We start from the raw sequence: 16,478 nt of genomic DNA, 5'->3' as shown, positions 1-16,478 counted from the left end.
ATATCAGGAAACAAAGACTTCATCATAATACCTCAACATTTTCATACCATATTGAACAGGTTTGGGATGCACATTATTATGATTTACGAAATGATCCGTTATTAATTTGAACCAATTTTCTGTAGCTGCGAAACCTAATGCCATTCCTCCAGCTACTCGCGGATTGATTTCCAGAAACTTCAGCGTCCCATCCGTACAGCGAAAACATTGCACATTAATTGGACCTTGAAACCGCAGTTTTTGACATATCACATGGATCCACTGTATGATTTCCGGATCGTGCACCACTATTCCCCCTGTGGACTTGCCCTCACGGACCATCCACCGTTGTCTGGGAACAATATATACAGGGTCTCCATGTCGATCAACGAACACATCAACAGTGAACTCTTCCCCTTCTACTGCTTGCTGTGTGATCATCTGATCCATGGTTACTGATTCGCCAGGTGCAAGGAAACGAACTCCTTGTCCACCTCTTCCATATCTTGGCTTAAGCAGATTGTAATCTTGACTTAAGCTCGTTGGGGGCGTAGGGATGCCGTGACGTATAAAAAATTCGTAGGTTTTCCATTTATCCTGGCAAACTTCTATCGTTGCAGGTGCAGAGGTAATCACATGCACACCCATGCGAGAATAGAATTCCGTTCGTATACTCCACTCAAGTAATGTCTCATCTAAGGAAGGGAGCACAATATGAATTTTATTGTCTATTATCATTTTGGTTATTTTTTCCCAAAGCTGACTATCATGCTTGGAAGGCATCAACAGGAACTCATCTGCCAAATAGCGAGCAGCAATGTCTTGATTAATATCAGAGGCTATGGCACGATGTCCGGCCTGCTGTATCGCCTTGATCAGATAGCCGGAAGTCAAGCTGCCAGATGCCTCCAATAAGATATTGTACATGTTCGTTGCCTCCTTTCAGCAGTTCAACTGCATATTGAACCACGCATTCACTTCATCATGAGAATAATCAGCCCGGTTATGTATCAGGCCAAACAAACAATCCTGATTATGCCGTGGAGGACCTAAAACGGTGTGTTCTGCTTGAGTTTCAATCCATAAACAGTCCGCATCAAATGTCCTCACAAGCTTCTCTATTCTGGAATGGTTCACAGGATAGTTTAGAGCATCGTTGCTGTAGATAAAATCAACTACATTGTATAAGCCCGGTCTTGGGGCTTGTTTCATGATAGGCTTCATTGTTATAAGATCGATATATGCGTCAATAAAGTGATACTGAAGACAATAAGGCGCTATATGCGTTTCGAAGTAGTCCCCCGGAATACCAAAGTCGAGCTCAATGATTTCTATCCTGCTTCCTTGCTTCACGATATCCAGTTTTAAGACCGCTGATTGTACTTCTAACCGACTTACTGCTGTCAGGACGAACTGCTCTAACTCCTGATCTGAAAAAACCGGCGTTAGCCTTCCTATAATAAATGAATTATGGAGATTGGTTCTTTCCAGAATAGAGCAATACTTCACCTCTGAACCCTGAACAATCACGCATACCCGATATTCGACTCCATCGATATATTCTTGCAGGAACCAGTCTGGACATTGTTTTTTCAAAGCAGCAGGATGGTCCTCGCTCGTGAGTCTTCGGACGCCATTGCTCGCAATTCCGTTGGGGGACTTCAATAAGTACCGATCAAGCACATGATCATCAGCCATGTCCGCAACTTCTATTTCCTCAAGGGTACTTAGCCCCTTGCCTTCAAGCATACGACGCATCATCCGCTTATCGCTGCTCATCAGCACCTTCATTGCATCCAGTGAGCCCGGAAGAGCAAATCGCTTTGCAATTCCATACTGGGTCAACAATGCCTTACCGCATGAAAAACACCCGATCGTAAAAAAATCCAGTCCCAGACTCTCCAGCCATGGAATAGCAGCCTCTATGTTGTGAGTGCTAATAGATTGAAAAAAAACACTCCTGTCTTTGCCAGGCGCGTCTTGATCGCGATCAAACGAAATTACCTTATACCCTTTCTGTTCAAGTGCATGTATAAAGGGAAGTTGGTTTTTTCCGGCTCCTACACTTATCACATAAGCCAATGTCAGTCATCCTCTTTAGTTCAAACTTTTTCCCGCAACCACTTCTCGATACGCTCAACCAATTGAGGTGATATCGCTCTCACATACTCCCAGGCTTCCGCTTCGTCATCGCTACTGTGAATAAAATTCACTTTTTTGCTTCCCAAGTATTTCTTGCAAATGTCCTCGCGCAGAATTCTCTTCATGTAATACTTCATATTCCTCACATATGGATTGACCTGGAGCAATTCGTCCGTCACGGGCGTTGGATCGCGATCAAATACTGCAATTACGGCCGCTGGTTCTCCGCCACTTTCCCCCCATGCATCCGTTCCCCAATTCCCGCTTCTAATCCTCTGTGCGGCATTGACTTTCTCTACTTGATCCAACACTTGTGTATGCATGATCTCTAACCCGTTGCGGCTTAACCAACCTTCGATTTCCTGCAACAAGTTGTTCGCCACAGCCCATTCCCGAACGATAAAAACCATAAACTCCCCTTCACCGGCTTGTTTATTCGTTGAAGGGTGCAAGCTTTCCAACCATGGGCTCCTTTTGTCGATTGCCAATCTTCTAACAGTATCAATAGATGGCGCCCAGTTGTGCTTTTGTAGAAACTGGTGCAATGACTCCAAGTTAAGTGGAACCTCATATTTCAATGAAGTAGCTAACTCCAATAATTTTCTCGCATATTTATTATCATGTTGCAGTTTAGGATTCTCACAATCTGCGTATATAGGCAACCCTGACTTTTCCGCTTTATGATAGACTACATGATAGGCTAAGCTAAAAAAATACGCATGGTCGTCGGGCACATAATATTTCCCTCTCCAGAGCATTTTTCGTTCCAGAATCGACTGTGCTAGATAAGGGGGATAGTATGGACACAGGTTGGATTCTTTGAATCCGTTGACACAATATACTTCACATGGAATCCCACCTGGAGTTAGCGTGAATCCATGAATGCCGTATAATTTCATATAATCGCTATCACGTACTAGGATATCGATGTCTTTAGAATTCCAATCAGGCAGCTGCTCGTACCATCGCAATATAACATAATCAATTTCGGCTTCTGCCATGTGCTGAAAAAACCTTTCAGGTCCTACCTCAGGGTCGATATAACAAGTTAGACTGGTCATTGGAATGGACAATGCGTACGTAAAATGTTGATTTCGGACAAACCCCATCTGTTCCAGTTGCTGTGAAATTTGTTCCACATACATCGAAGTAATGAATATAAGCACATCATCGGGCACTTCGTGATTCAAAATTTCCGGTTCGCAGATTTCAATCCCTTCCAAGGTAGTGCCCCATTTCTTGGGATCATTGTCAACGATCCGCTTTACATTTATGGCAGGGTAATCCTCCAAAAATATCCGTGCGCCGGAGCTGCCGCCGAATAGATATATTGCTTTGTTTGATCGGCTATCCCCCGCCATTTGTTCGATTCTTCTCTCTGTACTTAAAATAACCTGATGAGTGTCCATAGTCATTTGTAATCGACGCTCCTATTTTTTTACTCCAAGCCACTCCACCTATATATTGTACCTTTCATGCTTGTATAGGCTTAGATTTTCACTAGCAGTGAACCATTCTATCGTTCGAGTCAATCCCCTTATCAAACCATCTCTATCCCCATAATTAGGACTCCATCCCAACAAATTTCTCGCCTTCCTATTATCCGAGCATAATCGTTCCACTTCACTCTTCTCTGGCCTTAATCGCTGAGTATCCGTAGTAATAGCAACCTGCTTGTCCATAATCCGCGCTATTAATTCTACAGTCTCTTTAATCGAAATTTCATAGCCTGTCCCTAAGTTCACTACTTCACCTACAGATTTCTCTTCAAGCATTGCGTGAATAAACCCTTCCACCGTATCATCGATATAACTAAAGTCTCTAGTTGGATGCAATGAACCCAGTTTCAACTCCCTCACTCCATTGGCTATCTGAGTAATGACAGTGGGGATAATCGCCCGAGCCGATTGTCGTGGTCCATAGGTATTAAATGGACGTACAATTGAAACGGGTGTTCCAAAAGATCGATAGAATGACATTGCGATTTGATCAGCCCCAATTTTAGAAGCAGAATATGGGGACTGACCCTGCAATGGATGTTCTTCCGAAATAGGTACCGTTAATGCCGTGCCGTAAACCTCGCTCGTTGAAGTGTGAATGACTTTCTCAACTTCCAGTTCTCTTGCAGCTTGTACTATATTTAATGTGCCTTTTATATTGGTATCAATATAAGTCTCTGGTGAATGATAGGAATACGGGATCGCGATTAATGCAGCAAGATGGAGTACAATATCGCAACCTTTCATCGCTTCCTTAACTCCATATGGATCACGTATATCTCCAGCAAATACCTCCAACTCTTTCTTCAAGTGTTCTGGAATGTGGTCTAGCCACCCCCATGAGCTAAAAGAATTATAGTAGACGAATGCCTTGACATTATAATTATGACGAATTAAAGCTTCCACAAGATGCGATCCGATAAAACCATCAGCACCTGTCACTAAAACAGTTTTTGTACCTGTATTCACTCTACTTCAACTCCTTGGGTCAAGCTCTTATCGATCCGTTCAATTGCTTTTGATAATTCCTGCTCCAGAAATGGAGTAACGTCCATTATATTTTGAATCAACTTCCTCAAGTGTTTATGTAATAATTCGGCTTTCTCCATAACTGAACCAGCTTCATTAATATCAGGTACAAACCTTAGGAAAATTGAAATTTGTACTTGCAGGGTAAAGGATAGCATATGTTTGGTTACCGCATATTTGTTGATCAACTGCCATTCGGAATCAATTTGGTCCAATAAGCTTGTTAGTTTGCCTAGGTCCATCTTCCCAATCAAACTTGGTATCTTGTGCAGCATTGTATTCAGCACAAGTAAGTGATCCCCCAATTCACTCAATTCATCCAAAGACTTCTGAACGCGATATCTCGTCCTCTTCACTTTACTGGCAGGAAGCTTTGCACGATTAAAGCGCGTGATCTCTTCTACAGAAATATTATCTGCGTATCTGTCCATGATTTCGTGATAGACTTTCTCTATCGGTTTCGATTCCGTTCCCCTGATGCGTGCCCCTACTTTCGAGGTATTCACGAATCCCACTTGTTTGTCGTACTTGCTAATCAGCAATTCGGTATCATGGAGTGTGTTTAATAGAACAGGTGTAGTTTTGTTGTAGCCGCCATTCACGTTAGGAACCTGCAATGTTGCTTTGGCTAACACTCTCTCTACGCGAGCTTTATCTGCTTTTACTCCTTCCGCATAAAACTGATCCTCTGGGAATGAAAAGTCCTGCCCCATCAATATGATATCCGTACAGCCCAAGTGAACAGCCATTTGGATAGCTGTTCCGGTAACAGAAGCAGTTGTGAACACGGTGAGATCTTGTTCATTGAGATTATATAAATATGTTGAAGGATTATCGTTATTAAAAAATAAATGGTATAGGTTTTCGGATTCCATGTTTTCAAGTATCTTGTACTTGATCATTGGACTAAAGACGAGGGAAATGCTCCCCATGTCCAAATCCTTAAACACTTTATAATTCATTTCAGAACCATCCATTGAAACGACAAAATGCGGACTCAGCTCATGGTGAAGAAATGCTTGAATACTTGATCCAGCCGCAATGACAACGCACTTTTCTTTTAATTTTCTTATATACTCTATGTCAGCCGCTAAAGAAGGCCCTGACCCTACTATAATTGCGGGTGTGTCCTTAAACACATTTTTAAGGCTTCCCATTGAATTGCTTGTCAGCACCTTGGGCATGTTCTTCAAGATATTTTCGGTCCATTCGTTCTGATACTTCATCGCAGTATGCATGGATCCTCTTACATCCATAATAGACTTCTGCATATCTTCATTCATTTGGTTGATTTGTTCAGCAAACAGCTTCGAGTATGAAGGTAGTTGCAACACTTCAACTGAATCCTTGATGTGGTTCAGCACGCCTTGCAAAAAGCTTCTGCGCACTTGCTCTTCATTACCGACAGCAAATGAAATAATTCGACTGTGTTTCAAGATTGATGACAAATCTCTTGCTTCCATACTCGCCAGCATGATCTCGATGTCGGGCTCATATATATAAAGGTTAACATCAGGAAATTCATATATCAGTTTCTCAATATGGTAGCCTAATCCAAATCCGTAAATGATAATATGTCTGGATCGGGCCAACTTGTCGTATTGCTGACCTATCCACTTCTCAGCTTCATTCATTGGATCATATTTGCTGTGAATGGGTGTCAAGATTTGCTTGTCCTTGTTAGTGTACTGCAATGTTCTTAGCCCTGATCTACTATCCATCAATTCATACTTCAAGCTGTCTCTGGTTTTGTTCCTTAATATACGATATAAATTGGGATAGTACTCCCGGAATATTATTAGATTGGTAACGGTGTAGTCTTTCATGAATGATTCACCCAAATTCCATAATATAGATAATCTTATCCCTAAATATAATGGCATGCAATCATAAAATCACTGGAAGTTAGCACCATGATAAGGTTTGCCGGGACACAAGATCACATTCCTAGCCTTCTTCCCTAAACAGCTGATCAATCTGCTGAAACAGCTCAGTGAACTCATACTGAACAATATCACCCATTAGTGTGTAATCGGATGTAGTTACAGCCTCATCTAACATCGCAATTTTCTCTTGCATCATTTGAATCACAGGTTTCATCGATTGGGCATTCGTTAAGCTGTGATTATGCTTTTCTAATATTGTCTCCACGAACAATATCGATTGCGATAACCACTGAACACCTTCAATAAACTTTGAAAACAAATTCCAATGATCTGTGTCTGGTTCACCATAAAAGCCGCTCGAAACCAAGGAGCACGACTGCAGTAATTTCAAATTGTAATTACATATTTCAGCAATTGTTTCTTCTGCGGATTCCAACTCGCCCTTTGTAATCAAGTTCACCTTATGGATCTTGTCAAAATGCTGTACGATATACGATTCGTAATCCGCATAAAATTCCATATCGTCCACAATGACCATGTAGAGAAACTTGCCGTTGCGTAATATGTCTCCAGTCGCCTGTTTCCACCAGTCATTAAATTGCCCTAAACTCATTTTTTGTTGCGATACTACCTTCGAATCTACTGCAATCTCCATATCTTTCAACACCTTTTCTACTCTTTCTTTATTTATCGGCTATTGCAAAAGCATTTTAAAATGCAATAATAACCTTGGTTTTTTATGCAAAAAAAGAATCGACCTGCCATGACTGCAGATCGATCAAGTAAATGTTTTTGTTGCATAGGGAAAACAACCTCCCGTTGTGACACAGCACAGACAGGAGGTTGTTACTATGTTTCAGTGATTGAAATTAGCCGAGAAGTCTCAGCACACCTTGTGGTACAGCATTTGCTTGAGCCAGCATAGCTGTTCCCGCTTGAACCAAGATTTGGTTGCGAGTGAATTCCGTCATTTCCTTCGCCATGTCGGCATTACGGATACGGGATTCGGATGCAGCCAGGTTCTCAGCTGTTACACCCAGGTTGTTGATTGTGTGTTCCAGTCGGTTCTGCACCGCACCAAACTCAGCACGAGTCGTCGACACGGTATTAATGGCACTTTGAATGATAGACAGTGCAGCGCTAGCACCGGATTGAGTAGAAATGTTAATGCCACTCAGTCCCAATGCATCCGTTCTCATATCGGCTAGGTTAGCTTGAAGAGTGTTGGAATCCAACGCGCCAATTTGGAATGTTACAGTTCCGCTTGCTGTGTTCAGAAGCTGAACACCATTGAATGTAGTGGATCCGGCAATGTTATTAATCTCAGCAAGAAGCTGCGTAACTTCAAGTTGAAGATTCGAACGATCTTCATCCTGATAAGTACCTGTAGACGCTTGGTTTGCCAGCGTGTTCATACGCTGCAGCATGGAATGAACTTCAGTCAGCGCACCTTCAGCTGTCTGCAGCAAGGAAATACCGTCTTGCGCATTCCGCATTGCTTGGTTGTAGCCGTTGATTTGGAAACGCATCTTCTCGGAGATAGCCAAGCCAGCTGCGTCATCAGCAGCACGGTTGATCCGGTAACCGGAAGAAAGTTTTTCCATGGTTTTACCCATTTGTGTGTTGTTGAACGACAGGTTGCGATGCGAGTTGATCGCGCTTACGTTTGTGTTGATGTACATCGACATAGTGTTTCATCCTCCTTGATGGATTTGAGTAGTAACCGCGTCCTTGCGGTTCTAATATATTTATCGGAAGCAGCCTTGTGAAGTTTTAGCTTTTTCCGATAAATTTCTAGTAAAAAAAATTATTTTTTTTCATCGAAAAAGTAAGCCGTATGAACCGCTTCCTCCGGTTCAGCGTATGCATTCAGGACTGTCTTGGTTTGCTGCAGGCCCTTCATCGATTTGCCCAGCATGCTCATGCGTTCCTGGAGGACAGAGGCCGTCACCTCTTGCATCTTAGCAATTCGTTCGGCGATAGGGCGGAGCTCGTCAGCATAAGGCAGCTGAGATAATTGTATCCCCAGCTTCTCTTCTTTGGCGCGAATCATCTCCTGAAGTTCGTTCCATTCCCTCTGCAATGCGCTTCCCTTAGCCAAGACCTGGTCATCCCATTCCGTGGCTTCTGCCCACTCCAGCAACTGACCGCTGACCAGCAGCAGCCTCTCGTAGAGATCCAAATGCTCAGACGCTTGTGCCATTGGATGCCAGCCCCATATGAATGTCTTTGCCGATTTGCTCCCAAGCACTGCGAATCGATTCAATCAACTCTATGACCTCTTCAATAGGTTCAACCGTTTTTTGCAGGTTTGCCTCGACAAGACGATCAATGACATACAGATAAATTCGCTTTAAATTTTGAGAAAGCTCTCCACCTTGTTCCTCATTCAGACAAGCAATCAGTTCGTAGACAATGTCCTGCATTTTCAAAATGGCCGTGTGCGCTTCCTCTTTTTTCCCTTCGACCAGCGCTTGTTTGGCTCGATTTCCGTTCTGCAAACATGCGGTATACAGCAATGAAATCAATTTGTGCGGGGATGCCGTTTCGTATTTATTTTTCTTATATGCCTGATATCCGGCATGCTGCGGATTCATCACGGTCTTCATCCCTTCCTAGTTCTAATAATATGAAGTCGAAAGTGATGCCAACTGGCTGGTCATCCAAGCTTGTTGGCTTTGTAGTTGTGAAAGCGCGACCTCCATCGCTGTAAATTGCCGCTTCAACTGTTCTTCCTTGCGAAGCAACGAATTTTCCAGCCTCTCTATTCTTTCCTTGGTATCACTAATTTGCGAATCGTAGCCCTTGATCCGGCCTTGAATAATTCCATCGACTGAGCTTGTCCAACTAGGCAAGGCTTCGTCAAAGATTCTGGCAAAACCGTCTCTGTTGGCATCCGAAGTGTCATCATGACCGAACATATGAAAGACTGCTTCGGGGTTTTCATTGAACTTCTCGATAAAAAGTTCCCGGTTGAAGCTTAATTGGCCCGTCATGCTGCTGCCAACTGTTACGCCCTTATCCGCTTCAATGCCTATATCCGACAATAGGTGGTATCCATCTATTGTTCCATCCACTCTACGAACACTCCAATCCGATAGTGCAGATTGCAGAGAACGGAGTGTCGAATCGCCTTGCAAGTTCTTCGTTGTGGCGTTGCTGTCCAGCTTCCTCGTATTGTCACGAATCGTCTTCATGACGTCGTTGTAGGCGTCGACAAAAGCTTTCACTTTATCCGCAACTTTATCCGCATCCCTTGCTACATTAACAGTGGTTTCTCCCCTGGCTACCAAGCTAATCGTGACGCCTTGAATAACGTCGGATACCGTGTTCGTGCTTCTTGTAACCGAAACGCCGTTCACTGTGAATACAGCATTCTCAGCTTGTTGCGCTTGGACGAAACCGATTGGCTGGTTATCTGCATTTTTCGCACTAATAGCATTGAAAATACCGCTCTCATCTTTAATGGTCACCTTTGAGCCATCTGGTCCGGTTACACTATTGTCAAACTGGATACTGTGGGCTTCGCCAGTTTCTGCAGATGTCAGCACAAGGCTGGTCTTTCCGGCCTCTGTTTCAATGACTGAAGCTGTAACCCCTGCATCTTTACTATTGATGGCATTGGCGATTTGCTTCATCACATCTTCATATGTAGCTTCTGGATTATCAGACGTATCAATGTTAATGCTTAACGATTTGTCTTCTGTCTTCAAATTCTCGTTATAAATGGTTATTGTACCTTGAAGAGCAGTACCAATCGTTCCGGAACTCCCTTCCAATCGCATCACATGTGCTTTCGCAAGTGAATCCACTTCAATCGCGTAATCGCCCTTTAAGGCAGATTCGGAAGCTGTCACTTTCGCAACATTGTCATTCGAATTCGTCGCAGAAGTAAGCTTGAAGTTGGCGCCCAGCTTCAAATCGGCCGCCGCGGTACGCAAGGTCATCAGCTTTGTGTTGATGTTGCGGAATACACTCTGTTGACTGGTAAAGGTCTTTACCCTCGCTTCTTCGCGATAAATCGGTTGTTTCTCCAGCTCGACCAACTGTTTAATCAGTGTAGCTGTATCAAGGCCGGAGGCAAGTCCGCTTAAACTAAAGCTCATGTCGATCCCTCCCAAAATTCAAGATTTCCATATTATCTTCGCTCGTCGATAAACAATCCAATAAGTTCCTTCATTTTAATGGACAAGTCAATCAGAAATTCAGGAGGCAAACTCGCCACGACTTCCTGTGTTTTGGCATTTAGCACTTCCACGTAGTACTGGTTGATTTCGTCATTATACTTGAAGCGCAATACCTTGCCCGATGAATGAATGGACTCATTCAGCTTATCCAGCTCTTGCTTGAAGCTTTCCTTCTGCTCCTCGTTGAGTTTGCTCAGGTCAAACTTTGGCTTCCCTAATCCTTCTTCTTTCGCCTCTCCTGACAATTTTGCGGTTGTGTTCTGAGATGTAGGGGAGATACGCGCTTGTGACCATTGGGAATGCGAGTCCAGATTTTGAATCACGCTCATCCTGGCCATCCTCCTCGACATATTATTCTGTTTTTGTATGATTGAATTGCTGACGCAATAATTTTTGAAGCTGTTCCTGGGGCAGATGCTGAACGGCTGCCCGAACATTTTCTTCCCGAATGCTGTCGTACAGTTCCTTCCGCAGAATCTGCACATCTTTCGGAGCGTCGATTCCGATCTTGACGCTTTCCCCTTCAATGCCAAGCACCTGCACTTCAATACCCTCGCCAATCACAATCGTTTCTCCGACTTTTCGCTTCAGCACAAGCATGGTTCAAGTCTCCTCGCTTTCCAACGGAAAGCGGATCGGGTAATCCTTATCCGATATAATATATTGACAGCCTGTCAAATTCTCTGGCGCAATAAGAATAGGAGCCTTCAGATTGACGTATAGCCGATCATCGATCGCATTTACAATGAGGAAAACAGCGATGCTCTCGGCTGACTCCGCCTGCAGCAGCTTCACCGTTTCTTCGTCTATGACAAATTGATAATCTTGCGCCACAACGGAGGCTGAGATCAGGTGAAAGCACAGGCTGCCATCGATGGCATGCATCGTAAAAAAGGCTGAATCCTCCACCCCAATGATGGCATACTGCCGATGCTCTGCAATACCCACAATGCCGCGGTCAAATCGATATATTTGCCGCTTGGGCACTTCCATTCGTCCATAAAGCCTGCTTTCAATTACGATAACTTCCTCATTGCTTTTGATGGCCATGCTTTCGCCTCCGGTTATACGTATATATCCACGATCGGCTCTTTTTCCAAGTAGACTTCAACATCGCCCAGACGAACATCAATTTGCGGCCTTGTGTCATGGACACGAACCACAGGCTGATTCGGTGTGATTTCAATCTCCGGCGGGCGGACATCAACCTGCCATTTGGGTCCCTGATTGGGGAGCGCATCCAGCACAACCTGAACCTCGCCCCTTCTTCGGAAAAATTCGTCTCGCGCAATATTGCCAAACACGTTTTCTTCCCGTGCCTTCAGATTGGCCACTCGATCCCCATTTTGCGCAGTGCGTTGAATGAACTCAAGGGCTTGCTGCTCACTTTCAGTCTTGCGTTCAGCCGCAAGCGTCGAAGGACGCTTCAAACCCAGATCTTCCCACACCTGTGTCCAATCGGCTTGCAAGACAGGCTCATGCCGCTGAATCTTCATATCGGCCGGTTTCGACTCGATTTCAACCTTTGGCAATTCTTGCTTGATATTCATCTCCAATGGAGTAATCCGTAGGCCCAACTGCGCCAGACTGGATCGGATTTGCAGCTGTGTATTCATTCATGCACCGCCATTATCGGATAAAGTCGACCAAGGATACCTGCATAATGCGTGCCCCTGTCGCCAAGGCTGCCTGCAGCACATTCTCCTGCAGCTTGATCTCCATAATCGCTTCAGCCATATCGACATCGCCCATTTCCGAGCGAAGCTGCTTCAGACTGGCTACTTCATCAAGGATGCGGTTTTCCACCAATTCGAAGCGGTTCATTCTTGCTCCAATTTCCGCCCAGCTGACAGATATGCGGTCCGAAGCCTGATCGATCAGATTCATGTCATTCAACAGATCCGACTGACTACCAGGGGTTTCCAAGTGCGTTATGATATCATCAAGCACTTTGAACACATTGTCTGGTGCGCCTGCTTCACCGTAGATCATCTCGCCAGTTATGCTAACTGGTACGGTGACAGACGGACTTACATTCAAGTAGTAAACTCCCTTGTCGGTTACATCATTCGCAGCATTGTTAATCGTGTACGGTGGCAGATCAGTCTTTTGTCCATTGAACATATATCGACCCGCATACGTGCTGTTGCCGATCGCAACCAGTTGTTCCTTCAACTGTTTGATCTCGGCGGCTATCTGCGCTCGTGCATCATCCGGAGTTGTACCTGTAGCCGCTCGCTGCACCAGATCCTTCGCTCTCTTTAATACATCGTTGGATTGCTGCATCAGGTCGTCCATCGTTCGCAACCAACCGTTTCCTGTACGGGCATTCTCCAAAAACTCATCGTACCGATTCAGTTCGGTGTTATACCGCATCATATACCCTATTCCGACCGGATCGTCTCCAGGGCGTTGGATGCGCTGTCCTGTAGACAGCTTGTCCTGCCATTTCAGGATGTTGGCATGCGTATTGCGCACGTTAGACAGCAATTGAATACTCTGCATGCTATTCGTTACCCGCATTTAGTCCGCCTCCTATCTGCCCACAATTCCCATTCCGTTGATGATCCGATCCAGCATCTCGTCCACGGCCGTCATATTGCGAGCCGCCGCATTGTATGCATGCTGAAACCTGATCATATCCGACATCTCTTCATCCAGAGACACGCCGCTCACTTCCTGCCGCCTCATATTAATCGCATCTACCAGATCCCTCTGATTGTTGTAATTACGCGTTGTATTAGCTGCCCTAATTCCCAGATCCCCCGTCAATGCACGGAAGTAGTCGTCCGTCGTTCCTTGGGACAAGGATGTCACATTCTGCGGATATGTAAAGACCTTATCCCGCAGCCCCGCAATGGCATGGGCTATGTCACTGTTGCCGCGAATGACCTGAGCATCGGTCCCCACAATATCGTACTTGCCCGAAGCCGCGATCAAATCCGTATTTTTTTGTATGTCGGGGTTTACTTGGATATTCGCTATTGTAAAGGTTGCGGAACCATCCGTAGTGGTGAAAAATGATCGGTTCCCCGAAGGCGGGTTGGACAAGCCGTAGCCCAGTTGATGCAAGCCGTTAAATCCGTTTACTTCCAACCGAATGAAAGACTGTGCCGGGTCGGCCGCTTCTATGCGCGATCCCTCTGGAATCGTTTCGCCAGCCGGTATGACAGTGCCATTCTCCAGCCTTACATCCACAAGGGCAACCATGTCCTTGGATGCGACGTAGCCGTTTTGCACTTGAACCTCGACCGTTCCGGTCATCAGCGTATTGACCATAGCGTTAAGCTGCTGCCGCAGTGTCTCCACTTCCGCTTTGGACGCTTCATAGCCTGCTAATTCCCCTGCAGTCGCGCCTGCAGCATTCGCTGCGGCAAGCGGCACTACCGCTTCATGGTTAACCACCTGCACACCCGCCGATGTAATGGACAGGATGCCGTCAGGCGTCTCCGTCACTTCCACATCCACCAAGGTGGAAAGCTGATCGATGAGCAAATCGCGCTTGTCCCGGTAATCGTTCGCGTTGTTGCCCAATCCTTCCGTCTTGCGGATAAGCCCGTTCAAGATCGCGATATTTTCAATGATGTTGTTCGCTTCGGTTACTTTTCTTCCGATGTTGTTGTCCAAGTCGGCCGCCAATGTGTTAAGAGACGTATCGATATGCTTCAACGTATCCACCAGGTTGACCGCTGTCCCGACAACATCCACGCGAGCGCTCAACAGCTGAGGATCGCGATTAAGCACTTCCCAAGAATTCCAGAACTCGTCCATCACTGCGCGCAGCCCGCTTTCGGATGGCTCGTTGATAATCTTCTCCAGGGAGCGCATTGTGGCATCACGCACACCCCACTCGCCCATAGATTGATTCTCCCGCCGGAACTGCATGTCCAGGTAATTGTCGCGCAGCCTGACAACACTGCTGTACTCTACGCCTGTTCCAATTTGTCCCGGGGCATTGCTTCTGGCAAAGGCAGGAGCGTCCATCGGGCGGGTAGCCGTCATATTCACCCGCTGCCGCGAATACCCTTCAGTTGCCGCATTCGCAATATTGTGACCCATCGTATTCAGCGCTACACGCTGCGTAAACAGGGCGCGTTTACTCGTTTCTAGTCCATGAAATGTAGAAAACACTGCCATTCCTCCTCAGCCTATTCAGGCTTTTGTATCAAACATCCGAGCATTCTTGGTGCCGCCGGAAGATCGCACCGGATTCTGGTACGTCACGTCGTCATCCGGCACCAGGAGATCCAGTGAATATTGCACGTAGTCCATCATCTGCTGCAGCAATTCCTGGTTGGCATGATTCGTCTCTTGCAGCTTCGCCGCCGCTTCGCGCAATCTTTCGCCGCAGCTTGACAGGCGTTGCTTGTCCTGCATGGATACCGTAGCCTTGACCAAATCGTCTATCGTCGTCGGAATCCGGATTCGCAGCCCCTTCTCCCGGAAGTAGCGCCGCACTGTCACCTCGCGCTCCTTCTCAGCCGCTTCCAATTCCTTGATGACTTTGTTCTCTTGATTGACAATCGCATTCAGTTGATCAACCTTGTTCTGAATCAAGACTTGTTTCTTCGATTCGCCAAGCTCGATCAGACGCAAATAACAGGCGATGATGCTCTCCAGACTGTTGATGAGTGGGGTTACGGACACGCTATCACCTGCTTCTTAATAAATGTATGGCAAGAGCTTCTCGGCGATCTTGTTGGCCTCCACATGGTAGGTTCCCGTGCTGACCGCTTTCTTCAAGCTCTCGATTCTGTCGCTTCGCTCCGCATATTGTGTGCCGTGCAGTTCTTTCGCCTGCGGGGATATCTGCACTTCGTCCTTCGCTTGGGGCTTGCCGGCCTTATCCAATCCACTGCCTTGCGACTTGCGGTATTGCTGGATGGCTCCGATCCTTCCGGCATCGTTGATCTTCATCGTGTACACCTCTTTATCAGGCAATAATAAAAAAACCGATAATCGTATAATCCTATTATCGGTTCGCGTTTGTTATTAGTTTATACATGAGGAAGGTTTTTTTAGTCTCGCTTTTTGATCTCGAAGTTCCACTTGTTCGTCGGCATCTTCGGACGTTCACGAACCTCTTGATCCGCCTTGATGGCGCTGATGCCCTTCTGCAGGTTGCTGCGGCAGCCGTCGCACAGCGTGCCGCTGCGAATCATAATGCCGCAAGACTCGCAAGGGAAACCCATATTCGGCAAGCCCATCAGCGAGATGCGTCCTTCCCGAATAAACTTCGTAATCTGACGAATCGACACTTGGGTTGCCTCGCTCAACTCGTGCATGTTCGCACCCTTATTCTCTCGCAGATATTCGGCGCACACTTCGTATTCGTTCTCGATCTCCTTGACGCAAGCCGGGCACACGTCATGCAGACCCCTGGCAAAAATTCTGCCGCAACGCGGGCAATTGGCAACATTCAATCCCATTATGATTGCCTCCCGTTTTCCATGTTTTAACCATTGCTTGTCTTTAGTGTACATGATTTCGACAAACTTGTATATATGGAAGTCGATTGCAGCACCAACATTGTCTTGACCGAGCATACGTAAAGGTTGCCGGGCGCAGCACAAAATTGCAGGCGGCATGAAGCCAGCTTCACGCGAGGTTCGGGGAAGGATCAGGGATTCTAACGGATAGGGATTGGGTTGTCTTCATTCGGGCCTGATCCAAACTTCCGCCAAATTTGCCCGAGGCTCCGACTATCGAAGTCCAACAAGGTTCGTTATTTTTTATTCGTGCAAAATGACTCGGTC

At 45.8% G+C, this 16,478-nt stretch carries 19 protein-coding genes; all 19 read right to left on the bottom strand.

Going from position 1 to position 16,478, the window contains the following annotated elements; translation table 11 throughout:
* Window positions 1–3: 3 nt before the first annotated feature.
* On the bottom strand, window positions 4–906 hold the full coding sequence (locus XYCOK13_RS13890; RefSeq protein WP_213412770.1) for an ATP-grasp domain-containing protein: 903 nt from the start codon (window positions 904–906) through the stop codon (window positions 4–6).
* Window positions 907–921: 15 nt separating this feature from the next.
* Window positions 922–2,052: an ATP-grasp domain-containing protein gene (locus XYCOK13_RS13885; RefSeq protein ID WP_244865161.1), complete on the bottom strand. Its 1,131-nt coding sequence runs from the start codon at window positions 2,050–2,052 to the stop codon at window positions 922–924.
* Between the two features lie 29 nt (window positions 2,053–2,081).
* On the bottom strand, window positions 2,082–3,536 hold the full coding sequence (locus XYCOK13_RS13880; protein WP_213412768.1) for a hypothetical protein: 1,455 nt from the start codon (window positions 3,534–3,536) through the stop codon (window positions 2,082–2,084).
* Window positions 3,537–3,578: 42 nt separating this feature from the next.
* Entirely contained in the window at window positions 3,579–4,589 is a 1,011-nt protein-coding gene (locus XYCOK13_RS13875; protein ID WP_213412767.1) for an NAD-dependent 4,6-dehydratase LegB, read from the bottom strand.
* Entirely contained in the window at window positions 4,586–6,475 is a 1,890-nt protein-coding gene (locus tag XYCOK13_RS13870; protein ID WP_213412766.1) for a motility associated factor glycosyltransferase family protein, read from the bottom strand. Before XYCOK13_RS13870 ends, XYCOK13_RS13875 begins: the two co-directional genes overlap by 4 nt.
* Window positions 6,476–6,596: 121 nt before the next feature.
* Window positions 6,597–7,190, bottom strand: coding sequence for a DUF8042 domain-containing protein (locus tag XYCOK13_RS13865; protein ID WP_213412765.1), 594 nt, complete (start codon window positions 7,188–7,190; stop codon window positions 6,597–6,599).
* A gap of 214 nt (window positions 7,191–7,404) precedes the next feature.
* Entirely contained in the window at window positions 7,405–8,223 is an 819-nt protein-coding gene (locus tag XYCOK13_RS13855) for a flagellin N-terminal helical domain-containing protein (protein WP_280520901.1), read from the bottom strand.
* A gap of 119 nt (window positions 8,224–8,342) precedes the next feature.
* Window positions 8,343–8,738, bottom strand: a complete 396-nt coding sequence (locus tag XYCOK13_RS13850; protein ID WP_213412763.1) for a hypothetical protein — start codon at window positions 8,736–8,738, stop codon at window positions 8,343–8,345.
* The gene (gene fliS / locus XYCOK13_RS13845) at window positions 8,722–9,132 is read right to left on the bottom strand and encodes a flagellar export chaperone FliS (protein WP_213412762.1); all 411 of its coding nucleotides are present in this window, start codon (window positions 9,130–9,132) and stop codon (window positions 8,722–8,724) included. Before fliS ends, XYCOK13_RS13850 begins: the two co-directional genes overlap by 17 nt.
* Before the next feature lie 24 nt (window positions 9,133–9,156).
* The gene (gene fliD, locus XYCOK13_RS13840; RefSeq protein ID WP_213412761.1) at window positions 9,157–10,641 is read right to left on the bottom strand and encodes a flagellar filament capping protein FliD; all 1,485 of its coding nucleotides are present in this window, start codon (window positions 10,639–10,641) and stop codon (window positions 9,157–9,159) included.
* 32 nt (window positions 10,642–10,673) lie between these two features.
* Entirely contained in the window at window positions 10,674–11,051 is a 378-nt protein-coding gene (locus XYCOK13_RS13835; RefSeq protein ID WP_213412760.1) for a flagellar protein FlaG, read from the bottom strand.
* 22 nt (window positions 11,052–11,073) lie between these two features.
* Window positions 11,074–11,322, bottom strand: coding sequence for a carbon storage regulator CsrA (csrA, locus tag XYCOK13_RS13830; protein ID WP_213412759.1), 249 nt, complete (start codon window positions 11,320–11,322; stop codon window positions 11,074–11,076).
* Window positions 11,323–11,325: 3 nt separating this feature from the next.
* Window positions 11,326–11,772 (bottom strand): flagellar assembly protein FliW, encoded by a 447-nt coding sequence (gene fliW, locus XYCOK13_RS13825; protein WP_213412758.1) that lies wholly within the window; start codon window positions 11,770–11,772, stop codon window positions 11,326–11,328.
* Window positions 11,773–11,786: 14 nt separating this feature from the next.
* Entirely contained in the window at window positions 11,787–12,338 is a 552-nt protein-coding gene (locus XYCOK13_RS13820; RefSeq protein WP_213412757.1) for a DUF6470 family protein, read from the bottom strand.
* A gap of 13 nt (window positions 12,339–12,351) precedes the next feature.
* Window positions 12,352–13,245 carry a flagellar hook-associated protein FlgL gene (gene flgL / locus XYCOK13_RS13815; protein WP_213412756.1) on the bottom strand — a complete coding sequence of 298 codons (894 nt, stop codon included), beginning with the start codon at window positions 13,243–13,245 and terminating at the stop codon, window positions 12,352–12,354.
* Between the two features lie 12 nt (window positions 13,246–13,257).
* A complete protein-coding gene (gene flgK, locus XYCOK13_RS13810; protein ID WP_244865158.1) occupies window positions 13,258–14,859 on the bottom strand; it encodes a flagellar hook-associated protein FlgK in 1,602 nt (533 codons plus the stop codon).
* A 15-nt stretch (window positions 14,860–14,874) separates the two neighbouring features.
* On the bottom strand, window positions 14,875–15,369 hold the full coding sequence (locus tag XYCOK13_RS13805) for a flagellar protein FlgN (protein WP_213412754.1): 495 nt from the start codon (window positions 15,367–15,369) through the stop codon (window positions 14,875–14,877).
* A gap of 15 nt (window positions 15,370–15,384) precedes the next feature.
* Complete coding sequence (gene flgM / locus XYCOK13_RS13800; protein WP_213412753.1) at window positions 15,385–15,639, bottom strand: flagellar biosynthesis anti-sigma factor FlgM; 255 nt, start codon at window positions 15,637–15,639, stop codon at window positions 15,385–15,387.
* Between the two features lie 101 nt (window positions 15,640–15,740).
* On the bottom strand, window positions 15,741–16,151 hold the full coding sequence (locus tag XYCOK13_RS13795) for a TIGR03826 family flagellar region protein (protein ID WP_213412752.1): 411 nt from the start codon (window positions 16,149–16,151) through the stop codon (window positions 15,741–15,743).
* Window positions 16,152–16,478 lie beyond the last annotated feature (327 nt).

The sequence above is a fragment of the Xylanibacillus composti genome, from assembly GCF_018403685.1.
Lineage (GTDB): Bacteria > Bacillota > Bacilli > Paenibacillales > K13 > Xylanibacillus > Xylanibacillus composti.
Note: the sequence above shows the minus strand (reverse complement) of the source record. Positions and strands in the feature narration are given on the sequence as shown.